At 55.1% G+C, this 23,290-nt stretch carries 22 protein-coding genes, 2 tRNA genes and 3 other RNA genes; 11 read left to right on the top strand and 16 right to left on the bottom strand.

The window, feature by feature from the left end; translation table 11 throughout:
• Positions 1–66: 66 nt before the first annotated feature.
• The 3 genes from ABLV66_RS15750 to ABLV66_RS15760 all read left to right on the top strand — a co-directional run bounded on the left by ABLV66_RS15750 (position 67) and on the right by ABLV66_RS15760 (position 2,887).
• A complete protein-coding gene (locus ABLV66_RS15750) occupies positions 67–987 on the top strand; it encodes a Kdo(2)-lipid IV(A) acyltransferase (protein WP_047046907.1) in 921 nt (306 codons plus the stop codon).
• A gap of 172 nt (positions 988–1,159) precedes the next feature.
• Complete coding sequence (mdtG, locus tag ABLV66_RS15755; RefSeq protein WP_047066444.1) at positions 1,160–2,410, top strand: multidrug efflux MFS transporter MdtG; 1,251 nt, start codon at positions 1,160–1,162, stop codon at positions 2,408–2,410.
• A 90-nt stretch (positions 2,411–2,500) separates the two neighbouring features.
• Positions 2,501–2,887, top strand: coding sequence for a MysB family protein (locus ABLV66_RS15760; protein WP_045393629.1), 387 nt, complete (start codon positions 2,501–2,503; stop codon positions 2,885–2,887).
• Here the strand turns inward: ABLV66_RS15760 and ABLV66_RS15765 are convergent, their stop codons facing one another.
• From ABLV66_RS15765 to mdoG, 3 genes are all read right to left on the bottom strand, one after another.
• The gene (locus ABLV66_RS15765) at positions 2,888–3,115 is read right to left on the bottom strand and encodes a YceK/YidQ family lipoprotein (protein ID WP_045393628.1); all 228 of its coding nucleotides are present in this window, start codon (positions 3,113–3,115) and stop codon (positions 2,888–2,890) included.
• Between the two features lie 61 nt (positions 3,116–3,176).
• Entirely contained in the window at positions 3,177–5,705 is a 2,529-nt protein-coding gene (gene mdoH, locus ABLV66_RS15770; protein ID WP_348877153.1) for a glucans biosynthesis glucosyltransferase MdoH, read from the bottom strand.
• Positions 5,698–7,251, bottom strand: coding sequence for a glucans biosynthesis protein MdoG (mdoG, locus tag ABLV66_RS15775; protein ID WP_047046915.1), 1,554 nt, complete (start codon positions 7,249–7,251; stop codon positions 5,698–5,700). The genes mdoH and mdoG overlap by 8 nt, the downstream gene beginning before the upstream one ends.
• Positions 7,252–7,503: 252 nt before the next feature.
• Between mdoG and mdoC the strand changes: the two genes are divergently transcribed.
• Positions 7,504–8,664 carry a glucans biosynthesis protein MdoC gene (gene mdoC, locus ABLV66_RS15780; RefSeq protein ID WP_348877154.1) on the top strand — a complete coding sequence of 387 codons (1,161 nt, stop codon included), beginning with the start codon at positions 7,504–7,506 and terminating at the stop codon, positions 8,662–8,664.
• 44 nt (positions 8,665–8,708) lie between these two features.
• Here the strand turns inward: mdoC and ymdB are convergent, their stop codons facing one another.
• The 7 genes from ymdB to ghrA form a co-directional block, all read right to left on the bottom strand.
• On the bottom strand, positions 8,709–9,233 hold the full coding sequence (gene ymdB / locus ABLV66_RS15785) for an O-acetyl-ADP-ribose deacetylase (protein WP_045393619.1): 525 nt from the start codon (positions 9,231–9,233) through the stop codon (positions 8,709–8,711).
• Positions 9,234–9,323: 90 nt separating this feature from the next.
• Positions 9,324–9,626, bottom strand: a complete 303-nt coding sequence (locus ABLV66_RS15790; RefSeq protein WP_052766969.1) for a YmdA family protein — start codon at positions 9,624–9,626, stop codon at positions 9,324–9,326.
• A 228-nt stretch (positions 9,627–9,854) separates the two neighbouring features.
• Complete coding sequence (locus ABLV66_RS15795) at positions 9,855–10,151, bottom strand: YmdA family protein (protein WP_226473727.1); 297 nt, start codon at positions 10,149–10,151, stop codon at positions 9,855–9,857.
• Between the two features lie 287 nt (positions 10,152–10,438).
• Positions 10,439–10,921 carry a DUF1097 domain-containing protein gene (locus ABLV66_RS15800; protein ID WP_045386447.1) on the bottom strand — a complete coding sequence of 161 codons (483 nt, stop codon included), beginning with the start codon at positions 10,919–10,921 and terminating at the stop codon, positions 10,439–10,441.
• A 102-nt stretch (positions 10,922–11,023) separates the two neighbouring features.
• Positions 11,024–11,578 carry a TorD/DmsD family molecular chaperone gene (locus ABLV66_RS15805; RefSeq protein WP_045393616.1) on the bottom strand — a complete coding sequence of 185 codons (555 nt, stop codon included), beginning with the start codon at positions 11,576–11,578 and terminating at the stop codon, positions 11,024–11,026.
• 23 nt (positions 11,579–11,601) lie between these two features.
• Positions 11,602–12,339 carry a phosphatase gene (locus tag ABLV66_RS15810; protein WP_047046923.1) on the bottom strand — a complete coding sequence of 246 codons (738 nt, stop codon included), beginning with the start codon at positions 12,337–12,339 and terminating at the stop codon, positions 11,602–11,604.
• An 85-nt stretch (positions 12,340–12,424) separates the two neighbouring features.
• Positions 12,425–13,363 carry a glyoxylate/hydroxypyruvate reductase GhrA gene (gene ghrA, locus ABLV66_RS15815; protein ID WP_213797663.1) on the bottom strand — a complete coding sequence of 313 codons (939 nt, stop codon included), beginning with the start codon at positions 13,361–13,363 and terminating at the stop codon, positions 12,425–12,427.
• 268 nt (positions 13,364–13,631) lie between these two features.
• Between ghrA and ABLV66_RS15820 the strand changes: the two genes are divergently transcribed.
• A tRNA-Ser gene (locus ABLV66_RS15820) sits at positions 13,632–13,719 on the top strand.
• Positions 13,720–14,222: 503 nt separating this feature from the next.
• Here ABLV66_RS15820 and ABLV66_RS15825 read toward each other — a convergent pair.
• Entirely contained in the window at positions 14,223–15,128 is a 906-nt protein-coding gene (locus ABLV66_RS15825; protein ID WP_047046926.1) for a LysR family transcriptional regulator, read from the bottom strand.
• A 115-nt stretch (positions 15,129–15,243) separates the two neighbouring features.
• On the opposite strand from ABLV66_RS15825, the gene ABLV66_RS15830 reads away from it, so the two are divergent.
• The 6 genes from ABLV66_RS15830 (at position 15,244) to ABLV66_RS15855 (ending at position 17,581) form a co-directional block, all read left to right on the top strand.
• Positions 15,244–16,104, top strand: a complete 861-nt coding sequence (locus ABLV66_RS15830) for a pirin family protein (protein ID WP_348877155.1) — start codon at positions 15,244–15,246, stop codon at positions 16,102–16,104.
• Between the two features lie 19 nt (positions 16,105–16,123).
• Positions 16,124–16,801, top strand: coding sequence for an isochorismatase family protein (locus ABLV66_RS15835; protein ID WP_348877156.1), 678 nt, complete (start codon positions 16,124–16,126; stop codon positions 16,799–16,801).
• 146 nt (positions 16,802–16,947) lie between these two features.
• Positions 16,948–17,035, top strand: a tRNA-Ser gene (locus tag ABLV66_RS15840).
• A 43-nt stretch (positions 17,036–17,078) separates the two neighbouring features.
• Positions 17,079–17,217, top strand: a non-coding RNA gene (locus ABLV66_RS15845) — RtT sRNA.
• 43 nt (positions 17,218–17,260) lie between these two features.
• Positions 17,261–17,399, top strand: a non-coding RNA gene (locus ABLV66_RS15850) — RtT sRNA.
• A gap of 43 nt (positions 17,400–17,442) precedes the next feature.
• A non-coding RNA gene (locus ABLV66_RS15855) (RtT sRNA) lies at positions 17,443–17,581 on the top strand.
• 534 nt (positions 17,582–18,115) lie between these two features.
• On the opposite strand, the gene ABLV66_RS15860 is transcribed toward ABLV66_RS15855, so the two are convergent.
• From ABLV66_RS15860 to efeU, 5 genes are all read right to left on the bottom strand, one after another.
• Positions 18,116–18,529, bottom strand: a complete 414-nt coding sequence (locus ABLV66_RS15860; protein ID WP_512173803.1) for a hypothetical protein — start codon at positions 18,527–18,529, stop codon at positions 18,116–18,118.
• Between the two features lie 12 nt (positions 18,530–18,541).
• Positions 18,542–19,330, bottom strand: coding sequence for a phosphate starvation-inducible protein PhoH (gene phoH / locus ABLV66_RS15865; RefSeq protein ID WP_045396936.1), 789 nt, complete (start codon positions 19,328–19,330; stop codon positions 18,542–18,544).
• 510 nt (positions 19,331–19,840) lie between these two features.
• On the bottom strand, positions 19,841–21,124 hold the full coding sequence (gene efeB, locus ABLV66_RS15870) for an iron uptake transporter deferrochelatase/peroxidase subunit (RefSeq protein WP_289576765.1): 1,284 nt from the start codon (positions 21,122–21,124) through the stop codon (positions 19,841–19,843).
• Between the two features lie 4 nt (positions 21,125–21,128).
• Entirely contained in the window at positions 21,129–22,256 is a 1,128-nt protein-coding gene (gene efeO / locus ABLV66_RS15875) for an iron uptake system protein EfeO (RefSeq protein ID WP_348876173.1), read from the bottom strand.
• 53 nt (positions 22,257–22,309) lie between these two features.
• Positions 22,310–23,140 carry an iron uptake transporter permease EfeU gene (efeU, locus tag ABLV66_RS15880; RefSeq protein WP_213797466.1) on the bottom strand — a complete coding sequence of 277 codons (831 nt, stop codon included), beginning with the start codon at positions 23,138–23,140 and terminating at the stop codon, positions 22,310–22,312.
• Between the last annotated feature and the right edge of the window lie 150 nt (positions 23,141–23,290).

Genomic DNA, 23,290 nt, shown 5'->3' on the forward strand with positions numbered 1-23,290 from the left:
CGGCTTTTGGCGACAGCGGAAAAAAATGCGATAATAGAACGCGTTGTTAAATCAGACAGGTATGAAATGACCCATTTACCGAAATTTTCCGCCGCGCTGCTCCATCCGCGCTACTGGCTGCTTTGGCTGGGCATTGGCCTGTTGTGGTTAGTCGTCCAGCTCCCTTATCCGATTATCTACCGTCTCGGTAATGCCATCGGTCGCCTGGCAATGCGTTTTATGAAGCGCCGCGCAAAAATCGCTTATCGCAATCTTGAGCTCTGCTTTCCTGAGAAGAGCGAGCAAGAACGTCATCAACTGGTAGTGCAAAACTTTGAGTCCGTCGGCATGGGCCTGATGGAAACCGGCATGGCATGGTTCTGGCCTACCCGCCGCATTGCGCGCTGGACCGATACCATTGGCTTTGAATATGTCCGTGACGTGCAGGCGCAAAACCGCGGCATTCTGCTGATTGGTATCCATTTCCTGACGCTGGAAATGGGCGCGCGCATGTTCGGCATGAACGAGCCCGGTATCGGGGTTTATCGGCCAAATGACAACCCGGTTATCGACTGGCTGCAGACCTGGGGCCGCCTGCGTTCCAACAAAGATATGATTGACCGTAAAGATCTCAAAGGCATGATCCGCGCGCTAAAAAAAGGCGAAGTGGTCTGGTACGCCCCGGATCACGACTACGGCCCGACCGCCAGCGTCTTCGCGCCGCTGTTCGCCGTCGACCAGGCCGCCACCACTTCCGGCACCTGGATGCTGGCGAAAATGTCCAAAGCCTGCATTGTGCCGTTTGTCCCACGACGTAAACCAAACGGCAAAGGCTATGAGCTCATTATGCTGCCGCCGGAATGCGATCCGCCTCTGGAAAACGCAGAAACCACCGCCGCGTGGATGAACAAAATCGTCGAAAAATGCATCATGATGGCGCCAGAGCAATATATGTGGCTGCATCGCCGCTTTAAAACTCGTCCGGAAGGCGTACCTTCGCGCTACTGATTGACTCTCTATCCGGGTGGTCCTCGCCCGGATAAATTCTACCGCCAGTCCTTTTTAATACTCCTTTAGCTTTAAAAGCTACGCTCCATTGCGGCAACCATTTCTCAGGCGCATAATTAGCAGGCTCATATTTTCCTTTATTTTGACCCGCGCCGCGGGCCAGTGAGACCTTATGCCGTCTGCTGATACGCCTATCAACTGGAAACGAAATCTTACCGTCACCTGGCTTGGCTGCTTTTTAACCGGCGCCGCCTTTAGCCTCGTGATGCCTTTTTTGCCGCTCTACGTCGAACAGTTGGGCGTGACCGGCCATAGCGCGCTGAATATGTGGTCAGGGCTGGTCTTTAGCATTACCTTCTTGTTTTCCGCCATCGCCTCGCCGTTCTGGGGCGGATTGGCCGACCGTAAAGGGCGTAAGATTATGCTGCTACGCTCGGCGCTGGGGATGGCCATCGTCATGATGCTGATGGGCATGGCGCAGAACATATGGCAATTCCTGATCCTGCGCGCGCTGCTGGGTTTACTGGGCGGATTTATCCCCAATGCCAATGCGCTGATCGCTACCCAAATCCCGCGTCAGAAAAGCGGCTGGGCGCTAGGAACGCTTTCAACCGGCGCGGTAAGCGGCGCGCTGCTGGGCCCGCTGGCGGGCGGTTTCCTTGCCGACCACTGGGGATTGCGCACCGTCTTCTTCATGACCGCCACGGTGCTGTTTATCTGCTTCCTGTTCACCCTGTTTTTAATCCGCGAAAACTTTGTTCCGGTGAACAAAAAAGAGATGCTCAATGCCAGGGACGTTTTCGGTTCGCTTAAGAACCCGAAACTGGTGCTCAGCTTGTTCGTCACCTCATTGATTATCCAGGTCGCTACCGGATCCATTGCGCCGATCCTGACGCTCTACGTGCGCGACCTGGCGGGTAACGTCAGTAATATCGCCTTTATCAGCGGTATGATTGCCTCCGTACCCGGCATTGCCGCCCTGCTGAGCGCGCCACGTTTAGGCAAGCTCGGCGATCGTATCGGGCCGGAAAAGATCCTGATCGTAGCCCTGGTTATTTCCGTGCTGCTGTTAATCCCGATGTCCTTCGTACAGACGCCGCTGCAGCTAGGCATTCTGCGCTTTTTGCTCGGCGCCGCCGACGGCGCGCTGTTACCCGCTGTACAAACTCTGCTGGTCTACAACTCCACCAGCCAGATATCAGGGCGCATCTTCAGTTATAACCAGTCGTTTCGCGATATTGGTAACGTCACCGGGCCGTTAATCGGCGCCTCGGTCTCGGCCAACTACGGCTTCCGCGCCGTGTTCCTCGTCACCGCCTGCGTCGTCCTGTTTAACGCCTTTTACTCAACCATCAGTCTGCGCCGCCCACGGCACAACGCTTCGGCGGATGACGGAGGCTCGGGTAAACGTTCGGTAAATTAAGCGCTTCAGCGCTACTCCGCCTTGACGCCAGGCTAACCGCCTTCTATAGATTGAAACGTGTCCTTTTTCATTCTTCTTAGGGGGTTAGCTATGTCAACGGAATCAGTTTTCTACGCCACGCTCGAAGAGGCAATCGACGCCGCCCGGGAAGAGTTTTTGGCCGATAATCCCGACAGCGATGAAGAAAGTGCCGATATCGAACAGTTCAATATGCAGAAATACATTCTCCAGGACGGCGATATCGCCTGGCGGGCCGAATTCTTCGCCAGCGAAGATGAAGAAGGCGAGTGTTTGCCCATGCTCAGTGGTGAGGCGGCACAGAGCGTATTTGACGGCGATTATGACGAAATCGAGCTACGCCAGGAGTGGGTGGAAGAGAATACGCTACACGAATGGGACGAAGGCGAGTTTCAGCTGGAGCCCTCCCTGGATACCGAAGAGGGGCAGACCGCAGCCGATGAGTGGGATGAGCGTTAATTACTCGTAGGGACCATGGCTGGCGTCTAGCGGCAGCAACAGCGTATCGAATACCAGCGAGAATGGCAGATCGAGAATAGTCAGATAGCGCCAGCCTGAATCGCGAACATCCCACTGTACACCGGGGTAATACTGGTTGCCATGGCCCTGCCCCGGCACCGTACGGCTAATAATGCTGCCGCAGCCGCTGAGGACCAGCGTCATGGCGATAAGCAGAAATATTCTCATTCACTTCCTCTCAGGCAAAAAAATACCGGCATAATTGCCGGTATTTTCCTTAACGTACGGCTTACTTCGTTTTCAACGCCAGCGGGTTCAGCGTGAGTTTCTGATACTCACCCACCCAGGAGGAGTATTTCTCCGGGGAGTTCCACACGCGATAGTGCAGGCGCGACATCGTTACCGGATCGCTTAACAGCACCAGCCGACGATCGCGGTTAAGCTTATCAGGCGTTTCATTTAGCGCCTGCTCGACGTGGCGTTCCCGGGCGATATCCAGGATATGCCCGTGGCGGTGACGCGCCGTTGCCATTGCCGTCGCCAGAGCGTTAAACGATGGGTTAAATACCGCGTGCATAAAGCCATCGCCCAGCGAACGCTGACGGTTCAGGGTCAGATAAGCATCGGTATCTTTCAATACCTGCGGCGGCGAATACTCTTCGGGGATCAGGAACAATTTCCAACGCTTAGTGCGCAGACCTACCGTCGCGCGGCTGGAAATCGCCGAGACAAACGGAGAGAGGATCAGCGACACGACGATCGGCGCCAGCCAGAACAGGAAACGCAGATCCAGCCACGCCATGCCCACCGCCCATACCAGCCCCAGCAGCAGCTGTGAACCATGACGCATAAAGGCCTCGCCCCACGGCGTTGAGTCATCATCGCGCTGCGGTGAATTCCACACCACCTCCCAACCAAGGAACGCGCTGACCACGAACACGGTATGGAACAGCATGCGTACCGGCGCCAGCAGCACCGAGAACAGCACCTCCAGCAGCAGGGAAAGCGTCACGCGGAAGAAGCCGCCGTACTCTTTCGGCCCCTTGCACCACACCAGAATGATACTCAGCAGTTTTGGCAGGAACAGCAGCACCATGGTCGAGGCAAACAGCGCGATAGCCAGCTCCGGACGCCACTGCGGCCATACCGGGAACAGCTGACGCGGCTGCAGGAAGTACTGCGGCTCGGTCAGGGCGTGCACGACCTGCAGCGCCGTCGACAGCGCGAGGAACATAAACCACAGCGGCGCCGACAGATAGGACATGACGCCGGTCAGGAACACCGCACGGTGTACCGGGTGCATCCCTTTTACCAGGAACAGGCGGAAGTTCATCAGGTTACCCTGACACCAACGGCGGTCGCGTTTCAGCTCATCCAGCAGGTTCGGCGGCAGCTCTTCATAGGAGCCCGGCAGATCGTAGGCGATCCAAACGCCCCACCCCGCACGGCGCATCAGCGCGGCTTCCACGAAGTCGTGCGAAAGAATCGAGCCGGCAAAGTTACCTTCGCCCGGCAGCGGCGCCAGCGCACAGTGCTCAATGAACGGCTTCACGCGGATAATGGCGTTGTGGCCCCAATAGTGCGATTCCCCCAACTGCCAGAAGTGCAGCCCGGCGGTAAACAGCGGACCGTACACGCGGGTGGCGAACTGCTGGCAGCGCGCATACAGGGTATCCATACCGGAGGCGCGCGGCGAAGACTGGATGATCCCGGCATTCGGATTCGCTTCCATCAGGCGCACCAGCCCGCTCAGGCACTCGCCGGTCATCACTGAGTCAGCGTCGAGCACCACCATATAGCTATACTGGCTACCCCAGCGACGGCAGAAATCATCGATGTTGCCGCTTTTACGTTTCACGCGACGACGACGACGACGATAGAAGATCTGGCCTTCGCCCTGCACTTCAGCAATCAACTCCATCCACGCTTTCTGCTCGGCAACGCAGATGTCCGGGTCGTAGCTGTCGCTTAGCACGTAAACGTCAAAGTGCGCAGCGTTACCCGTCGCTTTCACCGATTCCCAAGTGGCGCGCAGGCCGGCAAACACGCGGTCAACATCTTCGTTACAGATAGGCATGATAAGCGCGGTCCGGTGTTCCGGGTTCAGCGGCTCGTCGCCAACGGTAGATGCTGAAATACTGTATTTATCACGCCCGATCAGCAGTTGCAGGAATCCCATCAGGGCGGTCCAGAAACCGGCCGAGACCCAGCAGAACAGTACCGCGAAGAGGATCAGGATGCCGCTCTGCAATACGTACGGCAGTAATTGCATGAAGGAGACCCACAGATCCTGGCCAACCATATCGGATGGATTGATCAGCGCCCAGCCCTGATAAGGGAGGATGGTCTTCATATACCAGGTAGCCACTACCGTTTGCGCCAGCGTCAGCAGCAGCAAAATGTAGCGGCGAATGGTGCCGACGGTACGCCATTTCTGTTCGCTTTCGCGCTCTTCTTGCGTAAGACGAGAGAGATAGCGCGGAGTCACGTCGCGGCCGCGCAGACGATCCCAGAAGCGGCCTACCGGGTTGGTACGCCACGGATCCGGGATCATAGAAGAGCGTTTGGCTTTCGGCATCGCATGAAGCTGCGTGCGCCCTTCATCATCTTTCACCAGTTGCTCGCCGGCCAGAGAGTCCGGCCAGCTATGCTCCAGCCGCGCTTTTAACGATCCTAACGGGGAATCTTCATCGCGCGGAAAATGATGATGCTCTGCGTCAAGCGCTTCATGTACGGCTTGCAGGCTCGCATCAGGTAAAGCGGCTTTTTCTGCATCCGACAGCGGCAATGCGTCGATATAATTCGTTATCTTATTCATTGGCAGGCAGCTGATAGCTCCAGGTTTCGCTTAGCGTCTGATCGCCATTGACCAGCGCCGCGCGCATTTCCGTGGTTTTCTTCGGATCTTTCACTTTCACGCGCAGGGTCATACGCCAACCTTTAATAACCGGGTTATAGCGCACCGAGTTTTCCACGATTTCGGCGTTATCGCCGATGCTCGCCTGCGCCGTTACCGGAGTATCCGCCGCCATTTTTTTCATGTCAGCGCCGGTGAAATCAACGATGAAAGCGATAGTGCCATCTGGCTGGCGAATGAGATTAGACTGCTTCACATCACCGGTTGAGCGGCGAGTCTGCACCACATAAGCGTTGTCTGGGGCATGCAGTTTGTCTTCATCACGGCTAAAGGTAATAGAGTACTTGAAGTTCATCTCTTTGCCTGGTTCCGGCAGCTGATCCGGGGTCCAGTAGGTGACGATATTATCGTTGGTTTCATCGTTAGTCGGGATTTCAACCAATTCGACTTTACCCTTACCCCAGTCGCCTTTCGGGGTGATCCACGCGCTCGGGCGCTGGTCGTAACGATCGTCGAGATCTTCAAAGCGGGAGAACTGGCGGCCACGCTGCAGCAGGCCAAACCCTTGCGGGTTTTCCATCGCATAACTGCTAACGGCCAGATGTTTCGGGTTATTCAGCGGACGCCAGATCCACTCGCCGTTACCGGCAAGAATCGACAGACCGTTGGAGTCATGTAATTCCGGACGATAGTTGGTGGTCGGCGACGGTTGGTTCGGCCCAAACAGGAACATACTGGTTAACGGCGCCACGCCAAGCTTGCCGACTTTGTCGCGCAGATAGACCTTCGACTGCACATCAACCACGGTGTCGCGGCCTGGCATAATCACAAAACGATAGGCGCCGGTCGCACGCGGGGAATCCAGCAGCGCATAGATGGTTAAGCGTTTATCGGTCGCTTTCGGACGCTCAATCCAGAACTCGCGGAAGCGAGGGAACTCTTCGCCGGACGGCAGCGCGGTATCGATAGCCAGGCCGCGGGCGGAAAGCCCATATACCTGACCCTGGCCCAGAACGCGGAAGTAGCTGGCACCGAGCATGCTGACGATTTCGTCATTCTTGTCTTTGCTATTGATCGGATACAGTACTTTGAAACCGGCGAAACCAAGGTCTTTCACCGTGTCTTTATCGTGCTGAACATTGCCAAAATTAAAATAATCCGGGCTATATTTAATTTTACGTACGCTGGTGCTGGTCACTTCATTAATAGTAACCGGCGTGTCGAAATACATACCCTGGTGGTAAAATTCCAGCTTGAACGGGGTCTTCAGGTTATTCCAGTAGGCTTTATCGTGATTGAACTGGATTTGCTGGTAATCCGCGTATTTCATATCGCGGAAGGCGGAGGGTAAGTTACTTTTCGGCGCTTCATAGCCTTTCCCGGCTAACGTTTTCGCCTGTTTTGCTACGTCATCAATGCTGAATGCCCATGCAGATGAAGTACACAGGGACAACATTACGGCTGCGCTTAACCAACGCATTTTCATCATCTGTGGTTTATGTTTCATAGTAAGTAAGCACTTCCCCCTTTGTGTGCTTAAATCGATCCGATCTATTTTAATGGAAACTCAGGCAATCCGACAACATAATCCCTGCATTGTTCAGCTTAGCGGACCAGGGAATAAACAGTTCTCTGTCCAATATTGCACTTTGCGTACTTATCCTGGAGACAGATACCCTGAGTTCATGTAGGGTTGCTGGCAATGTACCCGTTATCGCCCTGAGTGATAAGACGAATTGTCTGAGATTGTTGTGAATTTATGAATAAAACACCAGTAGAACGTGAATATTTCTTCGACAGTATCCGCGCCTGGCTGATGCTGTTGGGGATCCCGTTTCACATCTCACTTATCTACTCCAGCCACAGCTGGCATGTGAATAGCCTGGAGCCCTCCTGGGGGCTAACGCTATTCAACGATTTTATCCATGCCTTCCGTATGCAGGTCTTCTTTGTTATTTCCGGCTATTTCTCATACATGCTGTTTCTCCGCTATCCGCTGAAGAAATGGTGGAAAGTACGCATAGAGCGAGTTGGCATCCCGATGCTCACCGCAATCCCACTGCTTACGCTGCCGCAGTTTCTGATGCTGCAATACGTCAATGGTAAAGCCCAGGACTGGCATACGCTCTCCGGCTATGACAAATTCAACACCCTGGCCTGGGAGCTTATCTCCCATCTGTGGTTTTTGCTGGTGCTCGTGGTGCTGACCACCGCCGGGGTAGTGCTGTTTAAGTGGCTGGCCAATCGGCGGAAAAAGCAGGACAACAGCTTTGGTGACACCGTCACATTCAGTCAATTATCGCTGATTTTTCTGGGACTTGGCGTATTGTACGCGGTGATCCGTCGCACCATTTTTATTATTTACCCGCCGATTCTCAGTAACGGATTGTTTAACTTCATCGTTATGCAGACCCTGTTCTATCTGCCGTTCTTTATTCTCGGCGCGCAGACGTTCATCAATCCGCGGCTGAAAGCGATGTTCACCACCTCATCACCGTGGTGTTTTGTTGGCGCACTGCTGGGCTTTATCGCCTATCGTCTTAACCAGCAGTATGGTTCTGGCGATGGCTGGATGTATGAAACCGAATCGGTGATTACGATGGTACTGGGGCTGTGGATGGTAAACGTGGTGTTCTCACTGGGCCACCGCCTGCTCAACTTCCAGTCCGCACGGGTGACTTACTTCGTCAACGCCTCGCTGTTTATCTACCTGGTGCACCATCCGCTGACTCTGCTGTATGGGGCATGGATTACGCCGATAATAAAATCGAACCTGTTAGGTTTTATCACCGGGCTGGTATTTGTGGTGGGGATTGCGCTGATATTGTACGAAATCCATCTACGTATTCCGCTGCTCCGCTTCCTGTTCTCGGGTAAACCGCAGCAAAAGCCGGCTAAAACGCCGGTGTCGGTTAACTAAACGCCTCAACCGGCAGCGCGCCCGCGTGCTGCCGGTGTAACGATTCATTCCGCCCGCAATAATCGCTGATAGATCTCCGCCGTTTCGTTATCAAAGCAGACGAAGCACACCCGTTCCAGCGGATTATATCGGGTGAGGAAAGCATTCACCGTTTTCACCGCAATTTCCGCCGCCGCCTGTTTCGGATAGCCATATACGCCGGTGCTGATAGCCGGAAAAGCAATAGAACGATAATTATTGGCTGCCGCCAGCAACAGACTATTGCGATAGGCATCCGCCAGTAATTCGGCTTCTTGCTCGCCGCCGCCGTGCCAGACGGGGCCGACCGCATGAATCACCGCGCTGGCCGGTAGATTACCGGCGCTGGTGATAACCGCATGCCCCGGAGGACATTCGCCCTGCTGCTGACGAACTATTTTGCACGCCGCCAGTAGTTCCGGGCCGGCTGCGCGATGAATGGCGCCATCAACGCCGCCGCCGCCCAGTAATGATGGGTTTGCCGCATTGACAATAACATCTACCTGCAACGTCGTAATATCGCCGAGAACCACTTCAGGTTGAACCACCATTTCCCCCTCCTGTCGGCAAACGTCTTCATACTCAGAGTGATGTCTACTATGGCATGATAGACCCCAAGGCGAAAGCCTGAGGGTCAGTAATTAGCGATAATTCACTTCGAGGATAGCGCGGGTATGTTGCGGATCAATATACTTTAATTGTGTCGAACCGACGGCGTCATTACTGTAATTCCCCGTCGTCAGCACCTGCGGCGAAATCGCCTGGCTACCCAGCCGCGGGCAGGCCATTTCAATCTTACCATTCATACTATTGGCCTCGCAGGAAGGGTCAACGACCTGCCCGTAAATGGCGACAACGCTGCCGGTCGGCGCGGCATTCACTGAGCCAAATAAGCATGACAACATCAGACATGGCACAGCTAAGGCGTGGATTTTTTTTATCACGGCAGACTCCTCTGTATGAATAGCAAAGAAGCAACAGGCCATCCCTGAGCGCACTGCGCCGCCCGACTACGGCAAGGCAATGATTGCGTTACAAAACACAAATATATTACTTTTTGTTTTCTTTTTGATAACAAAACCGATTCATCTTGATTTTGCTACAAAAAATCTGCGGGGGAATATCAGGTGAGAGACGGGAAAACCCCTGCAGGTCCGGCAGGGGCTGTACTGTTAACGATAATTCACTTCGAGGATAGCGTTAGTGTGCTGAGGATTAATGTAGGTTAATTGCGTAGATTTGATATTGGCATGTTGCAGATCCCCTCGGGCTACCTGCTGAGCAGAAAAAGTGACTGACTTCTGCTTAGCGCAGGCCATCGAGACCTGATCTTCTGAAGAACGAATTTTACAAGGCGGCTCGACAACGCCGCCGTGGAAACGAATCACGCCGCTTGCGGCGTTAGAGGTAGTTGAAAACGTCAATAAAGCGGGAAGGAAACAAACTGTAGCAAGTAGTACGCCAGTCATTTTTTTCACGGCAAAACCCCTCTGCGTAACGGTCAAAAAAACCTTACAAATCATCCATGAGCGCAGTTGAATACAAGCAACTACATACAAAATCAGTATATATATGAAGTACCTGTTGATACTTTTTTCTCTCCGTTTTTGCAAACGGTATCAAATTATTATGGTTTGTTTGCTCAAAATGTCTGCATTAAGAGGAAAAAACAATCGAAGAGGGGTTGATGCAAAAAAGCTTTCATGTAGTGCGTGACAGGAGCCTTGCTCCTGTCATCGAGGAAATGTGAAGAAAATCAGACGTTATCGTTAGCCAGAGACTTGCTCTTTGCCGCTCGTGCCGCCAGCCACAGTCCGCTGTTTTTCATGGCATAGCCGAAGACCAATCCCAGCGCCAGAGACGGCACGACAATGCGCCAGTCGCCGCTCGCGGCAAACGTCGCGCATGCGCCGATAAAGGTTCCGGGAACAAAAGAAAGTAGCAGCTGGCGCGCCTGAATACACATCAGGAAGGCGACTATTCCGGTCATCACGTAGCTGAGGATTTCTAACTGCGGCGCCAGCGCGCTACCGTAAATAATCACCAGCGCCCATATCACGCCGCTCATGACCGTGCAGGCAGAAATCAACAGCCCTTTCAGGCCGCCTTGTGGGCACGCGAAATAGGCCGTACAGCCGAGGAATCCGGCCCAGCTCAGCAGGCCAAGTGAGACCGCCACCCATCCCCAGATACCGGAGAGAATGCCCGTCGTGAGTGCGATTGCGAAGAGTATGTTCATGCCGCGTATCATAGCAGATACGCGGTAACCAAATGCGATCCAGAACACACAATATGAAAGCGTGAGTTTGCTGTTTCACAATAAAAGTGACTTTAGTCACATTTATTCGTCGTTTTCTTCCTGCAGTTCATCCCACATGGCGGAAATCGCTTCACGCGTTAATAGCGCCATGGTGCGCCAGAATGCGGTTTGCGCATGCGCCTCCACTTTTCCAAGGAAGGTACCGCACCACGGTAATAGATAATCGGCAAATAACGTTTCCAGCGTTTCGCTTTCATCTTCCGTGGCGTGATCTTCAAGCCATGATGCGGCCAGCAGTAAGGATCCAATATGATCGGTTGGGCCTTCGCCAGTAGGAATGCCGTGTTGCGTCAGAAAACCACGAACTTCCGCTTCAGTTGCCCCTTCAACCCACGCGCTGCGATAAGGCGAGACCGCACATTCTTCCCCAACGAACAGGGCGTTATAATCAGCGGTTAACGGCTGGGTATCACAACTCTTCTGCAGACGCTCCAGTAATTCATCCTGTTCCAGCGGCCAACTGGCGGCCAGCTTGCCATCGCGAATCAGCGTGAACAGCGGCACCAACAGCGGGTCCTGCGGTTGACGATAATACAGCGAGCCCAGCACGCGACAGAGGATTGAAAATTCATTCATACAATATGTTCCAGTGGTTCAAATTAAAGGTCTGCAAATTCCGCAATCGCCGTCATCCCACGCGATTCGAGGAAATTCAGTAGTCGACGCGGGCTGACGTTAAGGATCCGCTCTTCCGGGAAATTCACCGCGTCGAGGATTTTGCGGCATTCGGTAAATTCGCCAAGGGTAAAGGCGGTATGGGAGTCCGAACCCAGCGCCACCCAACCACCCGCATCACGCACGGCGGCGGCGATCGCCCGGCAATTATCCTCACTACCAATACGCGACGAAAGGAAAGAGGAATTATTAATTTCCAGCGCCACATGATGCTTTGCCGCCGCTTCGGCCACCGCCGGAATATCGATTGGGAACTTCGGATTACCAGGATGGCTAATCATGTGGACTGCGCCACTGGCAATCGCGGCAATCATCGCTTCAGTATGAGTGGCTTTATCCTGAGGCGGGAATACCGGCTCATGAAAACCGGCAATGATCAGATCCAGCGAGGTCAGCATTGGTCCGGTACAGTCAATTTCACCCTGGGTATTTTTGATATTCGCTTCAATGCCGCGCAGGATGCCGACGCCATCAACCAGACGCGGCCAAATACGCATGTTGACGAAATGCCAGTAGTGCGGGGCATCGGCCATATCCGGGCCGTGATCGGTGATGGCAAAAAGTTTGATGCCTTTACGTTTGGCCTCGGCAATATAGTCATGCAAGGTACTGTAGGCGTGGGTGCTGGCGACGGTATGCATGTGCAGGTCAACAGGATACATCACAATCTCCTCCTCTGTTTGTGGCAAGAATAGCAGGAATCAGGAGTCATGATCAGTAAAAACCCCGCCGTAGCGGGGTTATCGATTAGTAGCCGCGCTGGCGGTCGACCTGCCCGCTGACCGTTTCACCACGCTCCAGGCGGCTAATGGTGCTGGCAATATAGGCAATTGCTTCCTGCGGACGGGTAACGGCGGCAATATGCGGCGTCATGGCCACGCGCGGATGCGCCCACAGCGGGCTCTCTTTCGGCAGCGGTTCGCGGCTAAAGACATCCAGCATCGCCCCTTTCAGTTTGCCGCTATCAAGCGCCGCCAGTAAATCCGGCTCGACGATATGCACGCCGCGGGCAAGGTTCAGAACATAGCTGTTATCCGGCAACTGGGACAGTAGCGTTTTATTGATGATACCGACAGTTTCGGCCGTATTTGGCAACAGGTTGATCAGCACGCGGGTTTCTCGGAGAAACGCGCCCAACTCTTCCTGACCGGCAAAACTCTCGACCTGCGGCCAGGATTTATGGCTACGGCTCCAGCAGCGCAGCGGGAATCCCCAGCGCAACAGGCTTTCCGCAACTTTGCCGCCCAACACCCCTGCCCCCATGATGCCAATAGTGAAATCCTCGCGGCGGTATTCCGGCAAGGGTTGCCAGCGGGATTCCTGCTTCAGCGCATGATAATCATCAAAGCGACGGAACCAGTGCAGTACCTGGCTTACCGCATATTCCTGCATCTGCAGGCCCATGCCGGTATCTTCGAGGCGGAACAGCGGGACAGAAAGCGGCAGCATTTCCGGATGCTCCCGCAGCTTGCTAAGAATGGAATCCACGCCAGCGCCGAGAGCAAAAACCGCTTTCAGCTCGCGTCCCTGAAGCATTTCTACCGGTGGATGCCAGACCAGCGCATAGTCGGCTGGTTGATTGTCGTCAGGTTTCCACTCACGAACGCGCGCTCCCGGCAGATGTTTTTCCAACTCTGCTATCCAGTACGGGGTATCGAACGTCGGGTGGTAAAAAATAATCTCCATAATGACTCCTGATTACTGACGCGTGAGTAGGTTGAGGTTTGCGTCGTGTTTTACTCTTTGTTTTGTATTGGTTTGCCAGCATAACAAATTTCGTATCGCTATCGAGGAATAAAGAGAATGGTGACAAAAAAAACGATTCCCGCGCGTTTAAGAAGCAAGTTGTTTGAAGTTTGGCTAAACGCATCTTTTTTTAAAAAAGTTGATTGACGCGAGATACGTATTTCCCTACATTAGCGCCCGTTCCCAGCAACAACGGGAAAGACAATATGGTGAGGTGTCCGAGTGGCTGAAGGAGCACGCCTGGAAAGTGTGTATACGGCAACGTATCGGGGGTTCGAATCCCCCCCTCACCGCCATATTCGAGATGAGAGCTCGTACGAAAGTACGGGCTCTTTTCTTTTATGTTCTCCGTACGGGGGGGTGAGAACCCCCGACCGGGGTTCGACAACTGGCGCTGCCAGTTGGACAGACCGCGAACGCAGTAAGCGGGCTGCCCCGCAGGGGCGAGCGAAGCGAGTCAATCCCCCCCCTCACCGCCATATTCGAGATGAGAGCTCGTACGAAAGTATGGGCTTTTTTTCGCATGTGGCACCGCCGCCCTTCCCGGGGTCGGCATAAATGCCTCGCCCGGGCTACCCATCCCAAAGGCCGCACCACCAGCCAGTAGCCCGGCCAAGCGCAGCGCCGCCGGGAATCCCACAGCCGCACCACCAGTAGCCCGTCCAGGCGCAGCGTCGCCGGGAATCCCGCAGGCCGCACCACCAGTAGCCCGTCCAGGCGCAGCGCCGCCGGGAATCACGCAGGTCCCGCCACCAGTAGCAAGACCAGGCGCAGCGCCGCCGGGGAAAAAGAGTCTAAGCTAATCCTCTTCCATCCGCTGATACTCTTCGCTGAGATAATCCACCAGCGCTCTGACAGAAGGTAATAAACCGCGCCGCGAGGCAAACACCGCGTGAATGACTTCCCGTCGCGGTTGCCACTCATCAAGCACGATTTCAAGCTCCCCTGATGCCAGCTGATCGCGCACCATTAATAAAGGAAGCTGTACCACGCCAACGCCCGCCATAGCCGCCTCGCGCAGCGCCAGCATATCGCTGGTCACCATTCGCGGGGTGAAATAAACCTCGGCTCGCGCCCCCTCCGGGCCGGTCAATTGCCATTTATGCTGATGTTTTCCGGCGCCAATACTTAGCCCCGGCCAGGTACTCAATTCCGCCGGCGCCTGTGGGCGCCCAAGCCGAGCGATCAGCGCCGGACTCGCCACCAGGCGATGGCCGCGATCGGCCAACACCCGCATGACCAAGTCGCTATCTTCAAATGGCCTTGGCCGCACGCGGATGGCCACATCAACCCCCTCGCCCACCACGTCCACCCGCCGGTTAGTGGCTTCAAGATGTAGCGTCACCCCTGGGTATCGCACCATAAAGCGCGCCAGCATCGGGCCAACATGGGCATGCAACAGGGTTACCGGACAGGTGAGCTTAACGCTGCCGCGCGGTTCAGACTGCAGCGTTTCTACCGCCTGATGCGCCGCTTCGGCTTCTATCAACATCGCCTTGCAGTGTTGATAGAAAGTTTGGCCGACTTCCGTTACGGCGAACTGTCGGGTGGTTCGTTGAATCAGGCGCACGCCCAGGCGTTCTTCCAGTTGCGCAATGCGGCGGCTGAGTTTGGATTTAGGCTGGTCGAGCGCCCGACCGGCAGCGGCAAAACCGCCATGGTCTACCACCTGAACAAACCAGGCCAGATCGTTGAGGTCATGCATCCCTCTCTCCATCGTTCCATTTTTAGAACAGTATAGGTCATTTTCGCTATCTACCGGAATATTAGCTCCAGATATAAGCTTATTCACATCAGATACAGACATGCAGGAGATAACCATGAAACAGATTACTGGCGTTTACACCGCCCCTTCGCAGCACTGGGTGGGCGACGGTTTCCCGGTTCGCTCAATGTTTTCTTACCAGACCCACGGCGAACAACTGAGCCCATTTTTACTGCTCGACTATGCCGGTCCGCATACTTTTCCGGCGGGAAGCGGTAAACGCGGCGTCGGCGAGCATCCGCATCGCGGATTCGAAACCGTCACCATTGTCTACTCCGGTGAAGTAGAGCATCGCGACTCAACCGGCAGAGGCGGCGTTATCGGCCCAGGCGACGTGCAGTGGATGACGGCTGGCGCCGGGATACTGCATGAAGAGTTCCACTCCGAAGCGTTCACCCGCTCCGGCGGTGAACTGAAAATGATGCAGCTGTGGGTCAACCTGCCGGCGAAAGACAAAATGACGACTCCGGGCTATCAGAGCATTACCGCAGACGTCATTCCGCAAGCGACGCTGGAAGACGATGCCGGGAGCGTCAGAGTGATTGCCGGGCGTTACGGCGATGTTGCCGGCCCAGCGCACACATTCTCACCGTTAAACGTGTGGGATATGCAGCTCAAACAAAGTCACGATGTGACATTGCGTCAGCCGGAAGGCTGGAGCACCGCGTTGGTCGTACTAGAAGGAGAAGTCACCGTTAACGGTACGGAAAACGCCCGGGAAGGACAGCTGGTGGTGCTGAGCCAGAAAGGCGAAGCCTTCCATCTGGAAGCGGGCTCCGACGCGAAGGTTCTGCTGATGGCCGGCGAGCCGCTGCAGGAGCCTATCGTGGGCTACGGCCCGTTTGTGATGAATACCAAAACGCAAATTGCCGAGGCAATTCGCGATTTTAACAGCGGCCGTTTTGGCCAAATCTAACGAAATTGAGGTGAAGAATATGTCTACTCCAGCTAACTTTAACAGTTCTCGTCCGGTGATTGATGTTAACGATACCGCGATGCTGTTGATTGACCACCAAAGCGGCCTGTTCCAGACCGTTGGCGATATGCCGATGCCGGAACTGCGCGCTCGCGCCGCCGCGCTGGCGAAAATGGCATCCCTTGCCGGGATCCCGGTGATCACCACCGCTTCCGTACCGCAAGGCCCGAACGGCCCGTTGATTCCGGAAATTCATGAGAACGCGCCGCATGCGAAATATATTGCGCGTAAAGGCGAAATCAATGCCTGGGACAACCCGGAGTTTGTCGCCGCGGTGAAAGCGACCGGGCGCAAAACCTTAATCATCGCCGGTACCATTACCAGCGTCTGCATGGCTTTCCCGGCAATTGCCGCCGTCGCCGACGGTTATAAAGTGTTTGCCGTTATCGACGCCTCCGGTACCTACAGCAAAATGGCGCAGGAGATCACCCTGGCGCGAGTAGTCCAGGCCGGCGTAGTGCCAATGGATACCGCCGCGGTAGCCTCTGAACTGCAGCGCACCTGGAACCGTCCGGATGCCGCCGAGTGGGCTGAGGTGTATACCAAAGTCTTCCCGGCGTACCAGTTGCTGATTGAAAGCTACAGCAAGGCGCAGGATGTCGTGAAGAACAACGAAAAGCTGGATTCCCAGCGTTAAAATAGCTGCCCCGTCGATGAATCGACGGGGCAGTGTTCATTGCTTAACCGAACGGTAAAGAAAGAAAAAAATATGCTTGACCGTTTTAGCGCAACTCCCTATAGTAGCGCCCCGTTGCCCACCCAAGGTGAGCAGCAAGACAATATGGTGAGGTGTCCGAGTGGCTGAAGGAGCACGCCTGGAAAGTGTGTATACGGCAACGTATCGGGGGTTCGAATCCCCCCCTCACCGCCATATTCGAGATGAGAGCTCGTACGAAAGTACGGGCTCTTTTCTTTTATATTCTCCGTTGGGGGGGATGAGAACCCCCGACCGGGGTTCGACAACTGGCGCAGCCAGTTGGACAGACCGCGAACGCAGTAAGCGGGCTGCCCCGCAGGGGCGAGCAAAGCGAGTCAATCCCCCCCTCACCGCCATATTCGAGATGAGAGCTCGTACGAAAGTACGGGCTCTTTTCTTTTATATTCTCCGTTGGGGGGGATGAGAACCCCCGACCGGGGTTCGACAACTGGCGCAGCCAGTTGGACAGACCGCGAACGCAGTAAGCGGGCTGCCCCGCAGGGGCGAGCAAAGCGAGTCAATCCCCCCCTCACCGCCATATTCGAGATGAGAGCTCGTACGAAAGTACGGGCTCTTTTCTTTTATATTCTCCGTTGGGGGGGATGAGAACCCCCGACCGGGGTTCGACAACTGGCGCAGCCAGTTGGACAGACCGCGAACGCAGTAAGCGGGCTGCCCCGCAGGGGCGAGCAAAGCGAGTCAATCCCCCCCTCACCGCCATATTCGAGATGAGAGCTCGTACGAAAGTACGGGCTCTTTTCTTTTATGTTCTCCGTACGGGGGGGTGAGAACCCCCGACCGGGGTTCGACAACTGGCGCTGCCAGTTGGACAGACCGCGAACGCAGTAAGCGGGCTGCCCCGCAGGGGCGAGCGAAGCGAGTCAATCCCCCCCTCACCGCCATATTCGAGATGAGAGCTCGTACGAAAGTACGGGCTCTTTTCTTTTATATTCTCCGTTGGGGGGGGGACGAGAACCCCCGACCGGGGTTCGACAACTGGCGCAGCCAGTTGGACAGACCGCGCACGCAGTAAGCGGGCTGCCCCGACAAAAACGCCGGGAGCGTTTTTGAACAACGCCGGCGTTGGCCCCGAAGGGGCGAGGCCCATGGATGGGCCGAGTAACGGCGAGCGAAGCGAGTCAATCCCCCCCTCACCGCCATATTCGAGATAAGAGCCCGTACGAAAGTACGGGCTCTTTTTTCGCATGTGGCACCGCCGCCCTTCCCGGGGTCGGCATAAATGCCTCGCCCGGGCTACCCATCCCACAGGCCGCACCACCAACCAGTAGCCCGGCCAGGCGCAGCACCGCCGGGAATCCCACAGGCCCCACCATCAGTAGCCCGTCCAGGCGCAGCGCCGCCGGGAAACCCCACAGCCCGCACCACCAGTAGCCCGGCCAGGCGCAGCACCGCCGGGAATCCCGAAGGCCGCACCATCAGTAGCCAGTCCAGGCGCAGCGCCGCCGGGAAATCCCACAGGCCCCACCACAGTAGCCCGTCCAAGCGCAGCGCCGCCGGGAATCCCACAGCCGCACCATCAGTAGCCCGGCCAGGCACAGTGCCGCCGGGAAACCCCACAGGCCGCACCATCAGTAGCCAGTCCAGGCGCAGCGCCGCCGGGAAAATGCTGCAAAAACAACAAAGCCCGGGATATCCCGGGCTTTGCACACTCACTAGCGTTTAGTAATAGGCTTTCAACGTTCGCTGGCAAAGCGTTGAACGCACGCAGTCATCGGTGGTAAAGCGCACAATGCCAATCATCTCGTCTTCTTCAAAACGCGACAACGCATCGCTCAGACCCGATTTTACGCCAGAGGGCAAATCACACTGGGTAATATCGCCGTTGACGATCACAGTGACGTTCTCCCCGAGGCGGGTTAAAAACATCTTCATTTGCGCCGCGGTCACGTTCTGGGCCTCGTCCAGAATCACCACCGCGTTTTCAAAGGTGCGTCCGCGCATATAGGCGAACGGCGCGATTTCTACCTTGCCGATTTCCGGGCGCAGGCAATATTGCATAAAGGAAGCGCCCAACCTCTTCACCAGTACGTCATATACCGGTCGGAAATAGGGAGCGAATTTTTCGGCGATATCTCCCGGTAAGAAGCCGAGATCTTCGTCGGCCTGCAGAACGGGACGGGTAACAATAATTCTGTCCACATCCTTATGGATCAGGGCTTCAGCTGCTTTAGCCGCGCTGATCCAGGTCTTCCCGCACCCGGCTTCGCCGGTGGCGAAAATCAGCTGTTTATTGTCGATGGCATTCAAATAATGCGCCTGAGCTTCATTACGCGCCTCAATCGGTGAAAGATCGCGGCTATCCCGCGCCATGCCGATTGCTTCTACGCCACTCATTTGCACAAGCGATGTGACCGATTCTTCTTCACGTTGTTTATGGCTACGCGAATCCCGTCTCAGCACACGTTTTGCCTCACGACGAGCTTTGATCACTGCTTTTTGTCTTCCCATGGATAGCACCTTGCGTTGTTGGTTTACATCACGCGCGTCAAGAGCAACGCGATTATGCGCACGAACGATTGAGGTTTGGCTTCCTTGTAAGCCATTGCTTGCCGGTTGAATGGACAACGAGTCGCGGCTACGCGCACCGCGTACCCTGCCAGAGTTAGCCTGATTAGTAGTGGAAGAAATTGGGGTTACAGAGTGAAAATCGCTGCCGGAAGCTGGGCCCCCGTGCTGGAAAGTACGGTATGTGGTTTTACGTTGTCCGCTACAGGACCTTACCATTCGCGATCTCCATAGTGAGCGACATCACTGCCGGGAACTACCGCGTATGTAATAAGTACATCAAAAATTATTCTTAATGCAACTTATTTTTTACATTGACGCAACAATGATTTCTAAAATCATTGTAGAAAACTATCCGTCATTTGTATTACAGAAATATAACACATGGCAGGAAATATATTGAATCCGAGAAAAACAGCAGAAAACGCCCTGCCTTCGCCGGCAGGACGCCTATCAGGCTTGTAACAGCGATTGTCCAAGATAATGCTGGTCATTCATCACGCCGGGCAACACAAAGAAGTATCCGCCGCCAATAGGTTTAACGTACTCCTCCAGGGCCTCGCCGTTCAGCCGTTTCTGCACCGTCAGGAATCCCTTTTCCAAATCGTGCTGATAGCAGACAAACAATAACCCCATATCCAGTTGCCCTGAGTTGGTGACGCCTAACGAATAGCTGTAACCGCGGCGCATCATCAGGCTGGACTGCGTTTCCGGCGTACGCGGGTTCGCAAGACGAATATGGCTATCAAGGGCAATCACTTCACCGTTCGGATCGCGACTGTAGTCCGGAACATCATGTTCATGCTTCATCCCCAACGGCGCGCCAGAATGTTTATCGCGGCCAAAAATCGTCTGCTGCTCTTTCAGCGGCGTACGATCCCAGAACTCAACGTGGAACTGAATGATACGCGCAGCCTGATAACTACCGCCGATCGCCCAGGCCGGTTCGCCCTGGTCGGCAGTCACCCACACCACGTTATCTATTAGCGCTTTATCCTGGCTCGACGGATTAGCGGTACCGTCTTTAAAGCCCAGCAGGTTAATTGGCGTCTCTTTGCCTTTGCTACGGGCCGCGCTATCAGAGATAAACCCTTCCCGCTTCCAGCGCACGCTCAGTAGATCGGGCGTGTGTTTGATAATGTCACGTAGCGCGTGAATGACCGTATCCTGGGTATTGGCGCAAATCTGCAGTAGTAAATCGCCATGGCACAGTGCGGCATCCAGCGAATCATTCGGGAAACGCGTCATTGCCTGCAGTTTTTTTGGCGCTTTATCCGCTAAGCCAAAGCGCTCATCGAACAGCGAATGGCCGACGGAGACGGTGATAGTCAGGTTATCCGGCGCAATCCACGGCCCTAAAATCCCGGAATCCATCGGCGGCAATCGGGGATTCGGGGTATCCGGCGCCGGACCGCCTGCGGTTAAAAAGGCGATCCGCTGGGTCAGCAAGCGGAACAGGCGTTCGAGGTCGGCTTTATCCGCCGCCAGTACATCAAACGCCACCAGCATCATCGAGGCCTGCTGCGGCGTCAGTATGCCCGCCTGATGCGGGCCATAAAATGGCTGTTTTTCCTGACGCGCATCGGGTGCGAGCGTGCCGGGGGAGCTTTCCGCTTTCGCCGCCTGCGCCATCGGGCAACCGCCGCTGATGGCCAGCGCGCCGCCAAGCGCGCCGATCCCCTTCAGTAAGCGGCGACGTGACGGTTCATTCACGTCGCGTGGTTTCTGTTGTGTCATCGAATTAATCCAGGCCCAAAATTCCACGCAGTTGAGCCAGATCTTCTGCCAGCGTCGTGATCGGCCCTTTCAGCGCATTACGGTCAGCGGTGGTGAGCTTGTCATAGGTCTCGAAACCGTCTTTCGTGCGGTATTTAGCAAGGATGGCATCAACTTTTTTGAAGTTGGCGTCAACTTTGGCCAGCAGCGCGCTATTATCCTTTTGCAGCTGCGGGCGCAGCAGGTCGACGATTTTCTGTGCGCCGTCGATATTGGCCTGGAAGTCCCACAGGTCGGTATGGCTGTAACGATCTTCTTCGCCGCTAATTTTGCTGGCCGCCACTTCTTCAATCAGCCCCGCCGCGCCGCCTACCACTTTCGACGGTGGGAAGGCCAGCTCGCTAATGCGTTTTTGCAGTTCCAGCACATCGCTGTTCAACTGTTCGGCATAGTTTTCCATTCCCTTCACGCTGTTATCGCCAAACAGCGCTTTTTCCAGACGGTGGAAGCCGGTAAATTTCGGGTCTTCGGCTTTTTTCTCGAAATCATCTTCACGGGCGTCAATGCTGCCGTCGAGGTCGGAGAACAGTTCGGCAATCGGTTCGATGCGCTCGTAGTGCTGACGGGTCGGGGCATACAGCGCCTTCGCTTTCACGATATCACCGGCTTTTACCGCATCGGTAAAGGCTTTAGTACCGCTAACCAGCTGCGCGGTCTCCGCGGTAACGTAGGCTTTATAGGCAGTAATCGCCTCGCCAAGACTCAGCACCGCATCGGCTTTCGCCGCATCTTTGCTGGTTTCACCGGTGACAATAAGCTTACCTTTCGGGTTAGTCAGCAGGCCGCAGGTCATATCGTATTCGCCCGGCTGCAGGTTAGCCGTCAATTTTTGCGTGAATCCTGGCGCGATGTTTTCCCGCTCCTCGACCACCATCACTCCTTTCAGGATCTCCCACTCCAGCGCTTTCTGGCTGTGGTTCTGGATGATGAACTGGGTTTTACCCGCCTTCACCGTTACCTGCATAGGTTCGCACTGCTTATCGTTGACGGTAACTTTAACCTGCGGAATATCCGCAGCCTGAGCGTAAAAGGCGGAACTAAACAGCGCGGCGACGGTTAACTGCAGCGCAGTACGGCGAAAATGAATTATCATGACCATCCCTTTCGAAAAGTATGTTGTAACTATATTAATCAGCGGCGCCTGAATTACGCGGCTCGCGATGCTGTCGTTTTGCTGCCCGGCGGCAAGGCAAAGCACACCAGCGCCGGGATCAAATAGAAGAGATAAACCGCCACTTCACTGACGGTGGGCGTCTCCTGATAACCAAAGATGCCTTCCAGCAGCGTACCGAACAGCGTATGCGTCGATACCACGTTGCTAAGGTCAAAGGCGACATTCTGGAAGTAATTCCACAATCCCGCCTCATGGAAAGCACGAATCGCCCCGGCGGCCAGACCGGCCGCCACCAGCAGGATAAACAGACTGGTCCATTTGAAGAACACGCCGAGATTAAGGCGGATACCGCCCCAGTAAAGCAGGAAACCTAATACTACCGCCGTCGCCAGCCCGAGCATCGCCCCCAGCGGCGGCCAGATGCCCACATCCTGCTGGAATGCCGCCAGCAGGAAAAAGACCGACTCCAGGCCTTCGCGGGCAACCGCAAAAAACACCATCATCACCAGCGCCCAGCCGTGGTTATTCCCGCGCTGTAGCGCGTTATCCACCGCCTGCTCCAGCTGTTGTTTGACGTTGCGCGACACTTTACGCATCCAGAACACCATCCAGGTGAGGATAAATACCGCTATCACCGCCACGATGCCTTCAAACAGTTCCTGCTCGCGCTGCGGAAATTCTCCGGTGGTCTCGTTGATAAAAATCCCCAACCCGAGACAGAGCGCCGCCGCGAGGAATACGCCAATCCACATGACGCCGATCCAGCTGCCGCGCTGGGTTCGTTTTAAATAGCTGGCAATCAGGCTGACAATCAGCGCGGCTTCCAGCCCTTCGCGTAACATGATGAGAAATGGAACAAACATGCCGAAACCCTTAAATGTGAACCGCCGTCAACGGATGCAAAGATAGGTAAATATTTATGATAGTGATTATCATTACAACAATGAGAAACACAAGCAAAATGTTCAGGGAATGATGACAAGTTGTAAATTAATCGCTACAAAATAGTCACT

Source organism: Klebsiella sp. CN_Kp073 (assembly GCF_040065495.2).
GTDB lineage: Bacteria > Pseudomonadota > Gammaproteobacteria > Enterobacterales > Enterobacteriaceae > Klebsiella > Klebsiella aerogenes.